Below are 14,700 nucleotides of genomic sequence, written 5' to 3'. Positions count from 1 at the left end.
AAATTACCACCAGGCTTCAAATTGAGCACCAAACGTGAACTCATCATTCTTACCACGGCTGAAATGGTGAGCAGTTGTGTCACGATAAGCTAACCCATCGTTATAACCGGGAGTTTTATTGGCATAACCCCATTTTTCATTCCATTTAGCATAAGTGGTGTACAAACGAATCGCCGGACGGGACCAGATGCTGTCACCTGCCTGCCATTGTTGGGCCAGAGTGATTTTGTACTGGTCGTTAATCGCTTTGGTACGCTGAGATTTGACATTATCGTAGCCAACTTCCATTAATGTACTCATGGTGGGGGTCCATTTGTACATTGGGCGGATACCTGCGGTATACCAAATGGTTCCATTACGATTATCGCGATCAATATTTTGGTACATGGCGACGTACATTAAGTCCCATTTTTCAGCCAGATTTATGGCTCCATGATTTATCACACGCAGCATATGACCATTATTGTCGGTACTGGCTCCCGCGGAACGACCATTATTATTGGAAGTCATAGAGTCAGTCGCATACTGAACAACAAGTTTATTGAACCCATCCAACATACTTTGGGTATGTTCAGCCGTTAGCATTACCCCATCTTTAGAAGCGTTTTTGGCCAAATGATAACCCTTACGTGGATTAGCCCGCCCGTAATCAACACCTAATTCCAGCGTACCACCGCTGTTGATGGGGAGAGCAGCAAGCCGGGCATCAAAAACATCATTAGAGGTTTCGGTGTTTTGATTTTTATTACTAACCCAGCGATATGAACCTCCACTTTCAGTATTGCGTGTCACGGCAAGAGAAAGTTTGCCAAAATCAAGATCAATATTTTCCAAACCGGCTCCGGGACCAGAAATATCCCAATAATAGAAATCGATCATATGTACATCATGGCGTTGATAAAAACGCTTACCGGCCCACAGTGTTGAACCGGGCAACCAGTCAATCAGGTTAGTTGCCTGTACATTCACTTCACGGAATACTGGGTTGACCGATTCATTATCGCTTTTCTGAGCCGCGCTGTAGGCAAGATTGGTATCGAAATAGAAGCGTTTATCTTCTTGCTGCCATAATTCTTGTCCTAATTTTAATTCAGCATAGGTTTCACACTCATTTCCGAGGCGGTATTTACTCTGTGCCCCTGTACTTTGAGCACATGTTTGCTCACCGCCACGTCCTGTCCAGCCGATACCTGAACGGGCATAACCGTGGAAGTCCACCGCAGCGGCCTGCATGGAAAATAATCCAGCCAGCACGGGTAATGAGAGAGGTAAGATGCGCATAATTGTTCTCCTGTTATTTTTTATGGCGAGGTTTTAACCCCTGGTTCTCTGTATAAACGCCGACATGCTGTTCCGTCTTCCCTAAACAGATGACAACGATGAGGGGCTAATCCGATAGTGAAGGTCGCCCCTTCTTCTACAAGAACAATATCAGGCTGGAGATAAACGATATTTTGACGGATAGTTGATATGTGGATATGGATATGAGTTTCACTTCCTAACTGCTCTACTATTTGTACAGTTCCTGTCAGTGTTACGTCAGCGACATCGCTGGGTAAAAGGTGTTCCGGCCGGATACCCAGAGACACATTACTCCCGACGGTAACTCCCTTACTTTCTACCGGAAGCCAGACATGTTGCCCATTAGGCAGGCTGATCTGTACTTGATCAACAGCGGTTGCAGAGACTTTGACTGGTAAGAAATTCATCTTTGGCGAGCCCATGAAACTGGCTACAAAACGATTAGCCGGGTAGTGATAAATTTCGAGAGGTTTACCAACCTGAGCAATATTGCCGGCATCCAATACAACGATTTTGTCTGCTAATGTCATGGCCTCGGTTTGATCATGAGTGACGTAGATCATGGTGCGCTGCAGACGCTTATGCAGACGTGAAATTTCGATACGCATCTGAACTCGCAGGGCAGCGTCCAGATTGGAGAGAGGTTCGTCCAGTAGAAAAATATTGGGTTCGGCGACCAGAGTACGGCCAATAGCCACTCGCTGACGCTGGCCACCAGATAGTGCTTTTGGACGACGATCCAATAGATGAGCTAGCTGGAGAGTTTCTGCGACCTGCTCTACCCGTTTTTGAATCTCACTTTTTTTAATCCCTGCCAGTTTCAGGCCGAAAGACATGTTATCTGCTACGGATAAATGGGGGTAAAGTGCATAAGATTGAAAAACCATGCCGATACTACGTTTAGCGGGCGGCACATCATTTATTACTTGGCCTGCAATCAGCATTTCACCGGACGTAACATCTTCCAGACCGGCAATCATCCTTAATAAAGTCGATTTTCCACATCCCGATGGACCAACAAAAACAACAAATTCTCCTTCATCAATCTCAAGATTGAGATTTCTGGAAATAACATTTTCACCATAAGCCTTAGATACATTACGAAGTGTGACGCTGGACATATGTTTCCCTCGGAGTTGCCATCCTGGTTTGTAGTGAAAAGTAGATGGCAGGATTGTGTGCAAAATAACAGGAATAAAAATCCTCCATTTTATCGTTTTTTATGGGGGAGGGATTAGGAGGATGAGATTAGTAGGATTACAAAATCCCTTGATATTTCTGGAAATAAAATGTGATTTTAGTTCCAGAAATTGGTGCATTTTTAAGGCTGTTGGCATGGTTTACAGGGCTTTTGTAATCACGTTCACACTCATTTGATGAGAGGCGTAGACAGGGGGAGGATGAGTCTGCTTTCTATTAATTGCACACTGTGAAATATTTTCTGGCGGTGTAGTGAAAAATTCATCTTAAATCAGCAAATACTGAAAAGGACGGAATGATGACAAAAAGAATCTCAAAAATAGGTGCTCGTGCACTGATGCTTTCCGTTTTATCTGCATGGGTACTTTCTGTTCCTGCTTTCGCAAAACTGGAAGAAGGTAAGCTGGTAATTTGGATCAATGGGGATAAGGGATATAACGGTCTGGCACAGGTTGGTGACAGATTTATGCAGGATACGGGGATTTCAGTCAGTGTTGAGCATCCCGATAAACTGGAAGAAAAATATCCTCAGATTGCGGCGGTCGGAGATGGTCCGGATATCATTTTCTGGGCACATGACCGCTTTGGGGGTTACGCACAGTCGGGGTTACTGGCTGAGGTTACACCTGATAAGAATTTCATGGACAAATTATTTCCCTTTACCTGGGATGCTGTTCGTTATGAGGGCAAATTGATTGGCTACCCTATTGCGGTTGAAGCTCTTTCTCTCATTTACAATAAGGATTTGGTTAAGTCACCCCCCTTAACATGGGAAGAAATTCCTATGTTAGATAATGAGCTAAAAAAGCAGGGGAAAAATGCGATCATGTTCAATCTTCAGGAGCCTTATTTCGTCTGGCCCCTGATTGCTGCTGATGGTGGATATGCTTTTAAGAGGCAGGGTGATACCTACGATATTAAAGATAGCGGAGTAAATCATACTGGTTCTAAAGCTGGTCTGGGTTTTTTAGTCAGTATGGTAAAAAACAAACACCTTAGTGCTGATACTGATTATTCCATTGCTGAAGCCGCTTTTAATAAAGGCACGACAGCAATGACTATTAATGGCCCTTGGTCATGGGGGAATATCGACAAAAGTAAAATTAATTACGGTGTTACTCTGCTACCAACTTTTAAAGGCCAGCCTTCTAAACCTTTTGTTGGCATTTTAAGCGCAGGAATTAACGCAGCCAGCCCCAATAAAGAACTGGCCAAGGAGTTTCTGGAAAACTACCTGCTGACTAATGATGGTTTAGCAATGATGGATAAGGATAAGCCGTTGGGTGCGGTAGCGCTGAAGTCTTATCAGGATATTCTTGCCAAAGATCCACGCATTGCTGCCACGATGGACAATGCTCAGAAAGGCGAAATCATGCCGAACATTTCACAAATGAGTAGCTTTTGGTACGCCATGCGTAGTGCTGTACTTAATGCGGTTAGCGGTCGACAACCTGTAGATGCGGCTCTCAATGATGCAGAGGCTAGAATTGTGAAATAAATGTGCATTAGTCTCCTGATTTTGAAGGAGGCTTTTTGTTTATCGGAGGAAAGATTTTCTCATCGAATCTCAGTAAAACAGGTTCGTGGGAATAGGCTCGCAGGTAATAAATTTCTAGTAACAGGAAGTGCATAATGTCAGCAAGATTGAACAAAAGTGTATGGTGGCCACGTTCTGTCCTGAAATGGTTTGCGGTGGGGCTGAGCCTGTCTTTTACCGGTTATTTGATTGTTTTGATGTACGCACAGGGGGAATACCTGTTTGCAATTCTGATACTGGTATTACTGGGTAGTGGCGTCTATGTTTTCGCTAATAGTAAGTCTTATGCCTGGCGTTATACCTACCCGGGTATTGCCGCAATGCTATTGTTTGTCCTGTTCCCGCTTATTTGTACCATTACGATTGCTTTTACAAACTATAGCAGTACCAACCAACTCACCCTTGAGCGGGCTCAGGCCGTATTGATGAGTAGACAATATCAAACAGGCCAGTCATTTAATTTCAAACTTTACCCTCAGGATCAACAGTGGATTTTGGTATTAAATGCCGCTGATAGTTCGAATGTATTGGTATCAAAGCCTTTTTCTTTATCAGATAAAGGAAAAATCATTCTGCCATTATATGAGCAGGTAACCCGCTTCAATCATGACGCTGCCACATTGCGTACCATTACGCAGAACCGGCAGGCATTAGGGCAAGTTACAGTAATTCTGCCTGATAACAGAAGATTGAGCATGAGCTCTTTGCGGCAGTTTTCCGGTATACATTCCCTTTATACTCTGGAGAAAGATAGTCACACCCTGATTGATAATCAGACAGGTGTAAAATATCGCCCGAATATGGAGACGGGTTTTTACCAATCCATTGATGCAAAAGGGGAATGGGGTGATGGGACGTTGAGTCCCGGGTTTACGGTTTCCATTGGCTGGAAAAATTTCCTGCGGATTATTCAGGATGAAGGGATTCAAAAACCTTTTCTCTCCATTTTTGTCTGGACGGTGCTCTTTTCTCTGTTAACGGTAATATTGACTGTGGCACTGGGCATGATTCTGGCTTGCATTGTACAGTGGGAAGCTCTTAAAGGCAGGGCTATTTACCGTGTATTGCTTATCTTACCGTATGCCGTACCTTCCTTTATTTCTATCCTGATTTTCAAAGGATTATTTAACCAGAGCTTTGGTGAGATGAATCTACTGCTCAATGGGTTATTTGGTTTGAAACCGGACTGGTTTACTGACCCGATTCTGGCCAGAGCTATGCTGATTATTGTTAATACGTGGCTGGGGTATCCCTACATGATGATCCTTTGTATGGGGCTGCTGAAAGCGATTCCTGATGATCTGTATGAAGCCTCCGCGATGGATGGTGCAGGGCCGCTACAGAATTTCTGTTATATCACTTTTCCTTTGTTAATTAAGCCTCTGACGCCATTGATGATTGCCAGCTTTGCTTTTAACTTCAATAACTTTGTTCTCATCCAATTACTTACCAATGGCAGGCCGGACCATATTGGGACAACGACACCAGCGGGTTATACCGATCTATTAGTTAGCTATACCTATCGTATTGCTTTTGAGGGCGATGGAGGACAAGACTTTGGATTAGCGGCGGCAATAGCAACATTAATCTTCTTGCTGGTGGGAGCTTTGGCAATCATTAATCTGAAAACGACACGAATTAAATTTGATTAGGGAGGTAGTGGCATGGCGATGGTCCAATCTAGATCACAACGGTGGCGAATATGGGCAACGCATATATTCATGCTGATTTTTATCGCCTCGATTTTATTTCCATTACTCATGGTCATTGCTATCTCTTTACGACCGGGGAATTTCGCGACGGGCAGCTTGATCCCTGAGTCGATTTCCTGGGAACACTGGAAATTGGCGCTGGGCTATAGTGTTGAATCCTCTGATGGGCGCATTACTCCTCCTCCGTTCCCGGTAATACTGTGGTTATGGAACTCTGTAAAAGTCGCATTAATTACTGCGACTGGCATTGTTGCGCTGTCAACAACGTGTGCCTATGCTTTTGCTCGCATGCGTTTTCGTGGCAAAAATACCTTATTAAAAGGAATGCTTATTTTTCAAATGTTTCCCGCTGTTTTGTCGTTGGTGGCCTTGTATGCCTTGTTTGATCATTTGGGGGAATATATCCCTTTTCTCGGTCTGAATACTCACGGTGGTGTGATTTTTGCCTATCTGGGGGGGATTGCGCTACATGTGTGGACGATAAAAGGTTATTTTGAAACGTTAGATCGTTCTTTAGAAGAGGCAGCCATGCTGGATGGTGCAACATCGTGGCAGGTTTTTCGTTTGATACTGTTGCCGCTTTCTGTCCCGATATTAGCGGTGGTATTTATCCTGTCTTTTATTGGTGCGATTACTGAAGTACCAGTCGCTTCACTATTGTTAAGGGATGTGGATAATTACACATTAGCTGTGGGCATGCAGCAATATCTCCACCCACAAAATTACCTCTGGGGTGACTTTGCCGCCGCCGCTGTACTTTCTGCTATACCTATTACAGTAGTTTTCTTACTTGCCCAGCGTTGGTTAGTCGGAGGATTGACAGCCGGTGGTGTGAAGGGGTGACGGTCTGTCCGAAATTCATCAAAGAGTAAAGGTAAAGCAAAACTTCGTACCTGTATAAAGGGTACGAAGTTCAATATTTTTTGCCTGTTTTGCTTGTCGTTATGACACTCTTCTTCTGTGTTTATTTATTGTTTCCAATAAATTATTTATGTCTGTATTTTTGAACATGTCTTCCAATGTGACGGTTAATTTACGTCTCCAATTAGGATATTCCATGGTTGTACCCGGGACATTGACCGGATTTTCCATATCCAGCCAGTCCTCAGGTTGTAAGCCCAACAAGGCACTGGTACAGCTAGCGAGATAATAGTGTATTCCTTGATTAACGGACGTTGGTATCTGTGATGGAGATGTCTTTGGCTGCAATGGGGTTAGTGTGTTTGCTATATTTTCTGATTCAGAGAGATAACCATGATGATTTAAACTCTGTAATAGTTTTTGCTTACAGTGTTCGCGTTCATTATATAACTCAGCGAGTAATACCTTATCAGGATATAACCCAATTGATTCACCCAGTTTCAGATCGCCACTTTGCCAAAACCCACATAATGTTGGTAAATCATGGGTAGTGATAGCTGCCATGGCTTGTGTCTGATATTTCTCAGGTGGCTTAAATTCACCTTGTCCATCGCGCTCAAAATAAAAAACCTTATAAGAATAGACACCACGGTCACGTAATTTTCCAACAATCTCTTCTGGTACTATTCCTAAATCTTCGCCTATCACCATGCAACAATGACGCTGGCTTTCCAATGCCAGTATCGCCAGTAAATCATCAACAGGATAATGGACATAAACGCCTTGAGCTGCGGTTTCTCCCTGAGGGATCCACCAAAGCCTGAGCAGTGCCATAATATGATCAATGCGTAATGCTCCACAGTGACGCATATTACTACGCAGTAATTGAATAAAAGGCTGATAATTCTGAGCCTGTAATACATGAGGGTTCATTGGAGGAAGCCCCCAATTTTGTCCCAGTGGCCCCATGATATCAGGCGGAGCACCAATAGATGCTTTCATACAATAGAGTTCCCGGTTATTCCAGGTTTCTGAACCACCTTGTGCCACGCCAACGGCCAGATCACGATAAATACCAATCGGCATAGCATGGTTCTGACTTTCACGAAAACAGTCAGCCAGTTGCCTGTCAGCAATCCATTGTAACCAAAGAAAGAACTCCACTTCCTGTGGGTTGGCGTCACAAAACGCCTGTACAGTATCACTATCTGGATCGCGGTATTTTTCAGGCCAGATGGGCCAACCCCAATAGGTGTGACTTTCGCTGTATAGTTTGTAATGCAGGGCATCATAGACAGCCTGAGAGTACAGGCTTTTACCACTTTGATTAATGAATTGACGGAATGAGAGATATAGGGGATCGGTATCAGTTCGGGTATTGAATTGTTGATAAGCCAAACGTAACGCTGTCATTTTCAGTGCCATCACACCGGAATAGTCAACCCATTCTGTTTGGCGGACACTCTGAATTCTGTGCTGGGTTTCCGGCATCAACCACCACTTTTGAGCGTTGGCACTGGATTGGAAGTCTTCTACCTGACTGACATCGATATAAATGATATTCAACCAGTGGCGGGATGAAGGGCTATAAGGGCTGGCGTTTTCAGGTATGGCAGGATACATCGCATGGAGTGGATTCAGGCCAATAAAAGCGCCGCCGCGTTGTGCCAGTTCCCGTAACATTTTTTTCAGATCGCCAAAATCACCCATTCCCCAGTTAGTTTCGGAACGCAGGGTATAAAGCTGGATGCAGGCTCCCCACAATTTGCTGCCTTTTATCAGTGATTCTGGTTCGTAACAGCGTTCCGGTGCGATGATGATCTGCATAACATGGCGTTGTACCGAGTCTTTGGGGCCTGATGAGGGGACTAAACTCAGCGTGTGATAACCCAGAGGCAAAGAGGCTGGCAGTGTCAGTTGATATTGGCAATTTCCACGCAGGTTTGTTCCTTGCTCTGTCTGTATTTGCCACTGATATTGGGCAGAGGTATTCAGTGTAAAAGTGAATGACTGACCAATAATTAATACCTTCACTGTGGGTAAGGCTGCAACCGATGGATCAGAAACCGGCTTTTTGACCGGTATACTTTCTTCCATGGTTTGCAGGATCTTATGCCTTATCTGAGCAGGAATAGCCTGTGGTTTGCCATAGGCATTAATGTATTCAGTGGCAATGCCAGCTTCTGTCGCTAAATCCTCAAGGCTTTTGTTTTCCATTATGATCCTCTATTTAACCTGCTTAACCTGCCAGATACGTTGTTGATAATCCTGAATAGTTCTGTCGGAACTGAATGTTCCCATACGGGCAGTATTAAGGATCGTACTTTGTGTCCAGTGCGGGGTATTACGGTAGAGTTCATCAATCTGCTGATGCGCGGCACAGTAAGATGCAAAATCAGCTAATACTAAATAAGGGTCACCACCATCAATCAGGCTGTGCAGCATTAAATCAAATGCCTGTTTATCTCCGTGACTGAACTCACCGCTGGCGAGGGAATCCAGTATTTGTTGTAATTGCTTATTTTGTTGGAGAATGTTTTTGGGATCATAACCCTCTCTCAGTAAGGTTTTTGTTTCTTCCACTGTATGTCCGAAGATAAAAATGTTGTCGTTGCCAACCTGTTCGGCAATTTCGACATTTGCACCATCCAGAGTCCCAATAGTCAATGCTCCGTTCAAGGCAAGTTTCATGTTACCTGTACCGGAGGCTTCTTTTCCTGCTGTGGAGATTTGTTCTGATACATCGGCTGCCGGGATCATCAATTCAGCTTTTGAAACATTGTAATCAGGAATGAAGGCGATTTTTATGCGATCTCGTACGATCGGATCATGGTTGATTTTTTCGGCTGCGTGGTTGATGGCTGAAATAATATTTTTTGCCAGATAGTAGCCGGGAGCCGCTTTTGCACCAAACAGAAAAACACGCGGGTAAATATCCAGTGCCGGATTTTCCTGAATCTGTCGATAAAGTGAGAGGATATGCAGCAAGTTTAAATGTTGGCGTTTGTACTCATGCAACCGTTTGATCTGTAAGTCGAAAATGGCATGAGGGTCTAGCTTCAGCCCCATTGTTTTATTGATGTAGTTGGAAAGGCGGATTTTATTGTTCTGTTTGACGGTGCGATAAGCCTCACGAAAAGCAGCATCAGCAGCGTAGGATTCGAGTCTTTTTAGTTCACTAATATCACTGAGCCATTCATGGCCTAATGTCTGCTCAATCAGTGAAGAGAGTGCTGGATTACACTGTTTTAACCAGCGACGTGGTGTAACGCCATTGGTTACGTTATGGAATTTTTGAGGCCACAATTGGTGATACTCAGGGAAGAGATCCGTCACAATCAAAGATGAATGCAATGCGGCAACACCGTTAATCGCAAAGCAGGCTACAACACAAAGGTTAGCCATTCTCACCTGATTATCATGGATGACCGCCAGTTTTTCCCATATTTGTTGGTTACCCGGCCAGTTTTTTTCTACCGTTTTACGAAAACGATTGTTTATTTCCTGAATAATACGATGGTGGCGCGGCAGTAATTCGATGATGAGATGTTCATCCCAACGTTCCAAACCTTCCGGTAACAGGGTGTGGTTAGTATAAGCGAAGGTTTGCCCGGTAATGCTCCATGCAGTATCCCAATCTAGTTGGTGATCATCAATCAGCAAGCGCATCATTTCAGGAATAGCGATTGTGGGGTGAGTATCGTTGAGCTGTATCACTTCGTATTGCGGCAGCTCCTGTATTTTGCGACCAGCCAGCTGGTGGCGACGCAGAATATCAGCTACAGCACAGGCGCACTGAAAATATTGCTGCATCAGGCGGAGGCGTTTTCCAGCCCGATGGTTATCATTCGGATAAAGAACTTTGGTCAGGCTGGTGGCTTCTATGCCCTGCTGTTCCGCATGAAGGAACTGACCATCATTGAACAGTGATAAATCAAAGGGATTATCATATGTTGCTTGCCACAGGCGCAGCGGCTGTATAACACCATTATTATAACCAACGACAGGAAGATCCCACGCTTCCCCGGTCAGGGTAAAAGCCGGTCGCCAGATTTCACCTCCGTCGGTTGTTGTGACCATTTCACCGCCGAAACTAATATCAACATTCAGTTGTATATTGCGGTAAAACCATGGATAGGTATTGCGCTCCCAGTCATCCGGAGTTTCAATTTGTAACCCTTGCTCGAAGGATTGCCGGAACAGCCCATACTGATAATTAAGACCGTAGCCGATTGCCGGTTGATTAATGGTCGCCATTGAATCAAGAAAACAAGCAGCCAGACGGCCTAAACCGCCATTGCCCAAGGCAGGATCAGTTTCTTCTTCCAGAACATCACTTAATGCCACACCATATTCGGTTAAATACGCCTGAACATCATCATACCAGCCAAGATTCAGCAGATTGTTACCCGTTAAACGACCGATCAGGAACTCCATTGAAATGTAGTTTACATGCCGTTGCTTGCCTTTTGAGCCATCGGCAGGCGGAAGATTATCAATTTGATGGTGATTGTTTTGGTGGTGATTGTTTTGGCGATAAGCAGGCAGTAATTCCAAAAGAGTGGCACTGATCGTTTGCCACCACTGATGTGTTGTTACTCCCTGTGCTAAATCAAGGCCAAAACGCTGCAACTGCCGGGTCAGCGCAGCCTGGAATTCGGCTTTATCAAGTTGGGGCTTTTTCATGGCGTCTGCATCCTGTCACTGAATAAGGAAAATATGGAGATTATTGAGTCTGATATGCTGAAGGTTCAGTGGACAAGAAACATCATCCTGTCAGGATATTCGCGGGGATGAGTATCAGGGCGTAGCTATTTTTTCGTGCGCTTTCGCAATTTATTCAGGAAAAAGAAACGGTTCAGTTAAAGAATGTGACAGGGTGCAACTTAACACAATCTAATCAATCAACCTAATTGCAAATAGCTCACGTTTCTCTAAATTTGGGTGTTTATTTATGAATGTTACTGATTTGTATTTCTCAATAACATGACAACAAAGTTACAGGGATCAGTTCTACTCATTGCTTGTGAGGGGAGGAAATCAATGCTTATCCCATCGAAACTCAGTCGCCCCCTTCGCCTCAATCATATGGTCATGCGTGAGCGCCTGTTAGCGCAGCTCAATGAAGCACAGAATTATCGTTTGGTATTGGCAACCAGCCCGGCAGGGTATGGTAAAACTACGCTGATGTCACAATGGGCGGCAGGGCAGGGTAATCTGGGGTGGTATTCTCTGGATGATAGTGATAATCAGCCGGAGCGTTTTGCCAGTTATCTGATTGCTGCGATTCAACAGGCCACACAGGGGCATTGTGTCAAAAGTGAGGTTCTGGCGCAGAAACACCAGTATGCCAGTTTATCGGCGCTGTTCGCACAGTTGTTTATTGAATTGAATGAATGGAAACAGTCATTGTTTCTGGTGATCGATGATTATCACCTGATAGTAAATAATCTTATCCATGAAGCCATGCGTTTTTTTCTCCGTCATCAGCCGGAAAATCTCACGCTGATTATTCTTTCCCGTCAATTACCGTCTCTGGGGGTCGCTAACTTACGGGTGCGTGAGCAATTGCTGGAGTTTGACAGCCAGCAGTTAGCGTTTAACTATCAGGAGGCTCAGCAATTTTTTGATAAACGGTTGCCCAGCCCATTGGACGCGGATAATTGCAGGCAGTTATGTCATGACGTGGCAGGCTGGGCAACAGCGTTGCAGTTGATTGCTCTGTCTGCCCGTCAGGCCGGTAATACAGCAGAAATATCGGCCAAACGTCTCTCAGGTATTAATGCCGGCCATTTGTCTGATTATTTGGTGGATGAAGTTTTAAACCGTGTTGATCAGGAAACGCGAGAATTTTTATTGCGCAGTTCTATCCTGCGTTCAATGAATGATGGGTTAATTGTTTGTCTGACGGGCATGGAGAATGGTCAGCAACGCCTTGAAGATATTGAGCGTCAGGGGTTATTTATCCAGCGCATGGATGATTTCGGAGAATGGTTTTGTTTTCATCCTTTGTTCGCATCATTTCTTCGGCAGCGTTGTCATTGGGAAATGGCAGCTGATCTGCCGAAGCTGCATAGTATGGCGGCAGAAGGCTGGTTGATGCAGGGGTATCCGGGAGAAGCTATTCATCATGCTTTGGCAGCAGGGGATACGAAGTTATTGTGCGATATTTTGCTGCAATATGCGTGGGAACTGTTCAATCAGAGTCAACTATCGCTACTGGAAGAGTGCATGAATGCGTTGCCTTATGAACAGCTCTTGGAAAACCCGCGTCTGGTGCTGTTACAGGCATGGCTGGCGCAGAGCCAGCATCGTCATTATGAGGTTAATGCATTACTGAATCAGGCAGAGCAATCGTTGAAGCAAAAACAGATAACGATTGAAGCTGAACTATTGGGAGAGTTTGACGCATTGCGTGCCCAGGTTGCGATTAATGATGGCCGACCGGATGACGCTGATTTACTGGCTGAAAAAGCACTGGCTGCTCTGCTGCCTGATAATGAATATGGCCGTATTGTCGCGATGTCAGTGAAAGGGGAAGTGTTGCACTGTAAGGGGGCGCTGTCTCAGGCATTAGCATTGATGAAGCAGACGGAGCAGTTGGCCCGCCGCTGTCATGTCTACCACTATGCTTTATGGGCATTATTACAGCAAAGCGAAATTTTACTGGCGCAGGGGTATTTACAGGGTGCTTATGAAACCCAAAAACACGCTTTTGCTCTGGTTCGTGAACAACATATGGAACAGCTACCGATGCATGAGTTTCTGTTGCGTATTCGCTCCCAGCTTCTGTGGTGTTGGGCACGTATTGATGAATCAGAGGAAGCTGCCCGGCGTGGTCTGGAGGTGCTGTCTAACTTTCAGCCTCAGCAACAATTGCAATGTCTGTCTCAACTGGCGAAATGTTCCTTAATCCGGGGAGATATTGATAATGCCCGCCGTCATTTAACCCGTTGTGAAAATTTGTTGAGTAATGGGCATTATCATCGGGACTGGAGAACGAATACGGATAAATTGCGGATCATTATCTGGCAGCATCTGGAGGATAATATTTCAGTGGCTCAATGGCTGGCTCAGGCTGAGAAACCCGAAAGTTTCAGTAATCACTTCAATCAGAACCAGTGGCGTAATATTGCCCGTGCTCAGATATTGCTTGGTCAGTATGAAGAGGCGGAAAGCATTTTAAACATGCTGAATCAGTATGCGGTAAAACTGGAGTTGGTTAGTGATTTAAACCGCAATTTGTTGCTGTGCAACCTGCTCCACTGGCAGCTTGGTCGCAAGGCTGAAGCGCAACAGGTACTGATAGAAGCGCTGAAATTGGCTAATCGCACGGGGTTTATCAGTCACTTTGTACTTGAGGGCGAGTTGATGGCCCTGCAATTACGCCAGCTTATCCAGCTCAATATCCTGCCTGATTTTGAACAACACCGGGCACAGCGTATTCTGCGTGAAATTAATCGTCAGCATCGGCATAAATTTGCGCATTTTGATGAAACATTTGTTGAACAGCTTCTTACTCATCCCGATGTACCTGAACTTATCCGTAATAGTCCATTAACCCAACGTGAATGGCAGGTATTAGGGTTAATTTATTCTGGTTACAGCAATGAACGAATAGCGACTGAACTGGAAGTGGCTGCGACAACGATTAAGACACATATCCGCAATCTGTATCAGAAAATGGGTATTACGCATCGTCAGGAAGCTATTCAACAGGCGCAGAATTTAATGAAAATGATGGGATTAGGTGTCCAGTAAAATGTTCTCAAGGTGATATTTCTGATGATTTCATAAATAAAAAGGAGCTACTGATGAATTTATTGCACTGTCATTGGCTTAATGAGCCTGCTTTATGGCAACGTCAGGATAATGCACTGAGCGTGGTAACTGATAATAAAACCGACTTTTGGCGTGATACATGGTATGGCTTTCAGCGCCACAGTGGTCATGTTTTTGGCTGCTATGTTGACGATTTAATTAACCTGAATTCTGGATAAGAAATTGACGAGAGGCCTGTTCCAGGAGCAAAGTTTTGGTGAAAGCCTAAAACGACTCCGGGGAGGAACAGGCCATGGACAAGTTAGT

At 44.6% G+C, this 14,700-nt stretch carries 8 protein-coding genes and 1 pseudogene; 5 read left to right on the top strand and 4 right to left on the bottom strand.

What is annotated here, in order from left to right; genetic code table 11:
- Positions 1-3: 3 nt before the first annotated feature.
- Both AACX38_RS12965 and malK read right to left on the bottom strand, forming a co-directional pair.
- Positions 4-1,281, bottom strand: coding sequence for a maltoporin (locus AACX38_RS12965; protein ID WP_228864512.1), 1,278 nt, complete (start codon positions 1,279-1,281; stop codon positions 4-6).
- Between the two features lie 20 nt (positions 1,282-1,301).
- Entirely contained in the window at positions 1,302-2,423 is a 1,122-nt protein-coding gene (gene malK / locus AACX38_RS12960) for a maltose/maltodextrin ABC transporter ATP-binding protein MalK (RefSeq protein ID WP_228864511.1), read from the bottom strand.
- A gap of 377 nt (positions 2,424-2,800) precedes the next feature.
- Between malK and malE the strand changes: the two genes are divergently transcribed.
- The 3 genes from malE to malG all read left to right on the top strand — a co-directional run bounded on the left by malE (position 2,801) and on the right by malG (position 6,594).
- Positions 2,801-4,000, top strand: coding sequence for a maltose/maltodextrin ABC transporter substrate-binding protein MalE (gene malE, locus AACX38_RS12955; protein WP_228864510.1), 1,200 nt, complete (start codon positions 2,801-2,803; stop codon positions 3,998-4,000).
- Positions 4,001-4,134: 134 nt separating this feature from the next.
- Complete coding sequence (gene malF / locus AACX38_RS12950; RefSeq protein WP_228864509.1) at positions 4,135-5,691, top strand: maltose ABC transporter permease MalF; 1,557 nt, start codon at positions 4,135-4,137, stop codon at positions 5,689-5,691.
- Positions 5,692-5,703: 12 nt separating this feature from the next.
- Positions 5,704-6,594, top strand: a complete 891-nt coding sequence (gene malG / locus AACX38_RS12945; protein WP_228864508.1) for a maltose ABC transporter permease MalG — start codon at positions 5,704-5,706, stop codon at positions 6,592-6,594.
- A gap of 99 nt (positions 6,595-6,693) precedes the next feature.
- On the opposite strand, the gene malQ is transcribed toward malG, so the two are convergent.
- Both malQ and malP read right to left on the bottom strand, forming a co-directional pair.
- Entirely contained in the window at positions 6,694-8,829 is a 2,136-nt protein-coding gene (malQ, locus tag AACX38_RS12940; protein ID WP_228864507.1) for a 4-alpha-glucanotransferase, read from the bottom strand.
- Positions 8,830-8,838: 9 nt separating this feature from the next.
- Positions 8,839-11,298, bottom strand: a complete 2,460-nt coding sequence (gene malP / locus AACX38_RS12935) for a maltodextrin phosphorylase (protein ID WP_228864506.1) — start codon at positions 11,296-11,298, stop codon at positions 8,839-8,841.
- 357 nt (positions 11,299-11,655) lie between these two features.
- On the opposite strand from malP, the gene malT reads away from it, so the two are divergent.
- Positions 11,656-14,373 carry an HTH-type transcriptional regulator MalT gene (gene malT, locus AACX38_RS12930; protein WP_228864505.1) on the top strand — a complete coding sequence of 906 codons (2,718 nt, stop codon included), beginning with the start codon at positions 11,656-11,658 and terminating at the stop codon, positions 14,371-14,373.
- Positions 14,374-14,426: 53 nt separating this feature from the next.
- Positions 14,427-14,582 (top strand): annotated as a pseudogene (locus AACX38_RS12925) (DUF1349 domain-containing protein); the annotation flags it as partial.
- Between the last annotated feature and the right edge of the window lie 118 nt (positions 14,583-14,700).

It is taken from the genome of Xenorhabdus sp. PB30.3, assembly GCF_963895965.1.
Classification (GTDB): domain Bacteria; phylum Pseudomonadota; class Gammaproteobacteria; order Enterobacterales; family Enterobacteriaceae; genus Xenorhabdus; species Xenorhabdus stockiae.
This window is presented reverse-complemented; position numbering and strand designations above follow the sequence as displayed.

Coding starts and splice junctions, on each gene's coding strand:
- AACX38_RS12965 (WP_228864512.1), bottom strand. CDS start 1,281: ATGCGCATCTTACCTCTCTCATTACCCGTGCTGGCTGGATTATTTTCC.
- malK (WP_228864511.1), bottom strand. CDS start 2,423: ATGTCCAGCGTCACACTTCGTAATGTATCTAAGGCTTATGGTGAAAAT.
- malE (WP_228864510.1), top strand. CDS start 2,801: ATGACAAAAAGAATCTCAAAAATAGGTGCTCGTGCACTGATGCTTTCC.
- malF (WP_228864509.1), top strand. CDS start 4,135: ATGTCAGCAAGATTGAACAAAAGTGTATGGTGGCCACGTTCTGTCCTG.
- malG (WP_228864508.1), top strand. CDS start 5,704: ATGGCGATGGTCCAATCTAGATCACAACGGTGGCGAATATGGGCAACG.
- malQ (WP_228864507.1), bottom strand. CDS start 8,829: ATGGAAAACAAAAGCCTTGAGGATTTAGCGACAGAAGCTGGCATTGCC.
- malP (WP_228864506.1), bottom strand. CDS start 11,298: ATGAAAAAGCCCCAACTTGATAAAGCCGAATTCCAGGCTGCGCTGACC.
- malT (WP_228864505.1), top strand. CDS start 11,656: ATGCTTATCCCATCGAAACTCAGTCGCCCCCTTCGCCTCAATCATATG.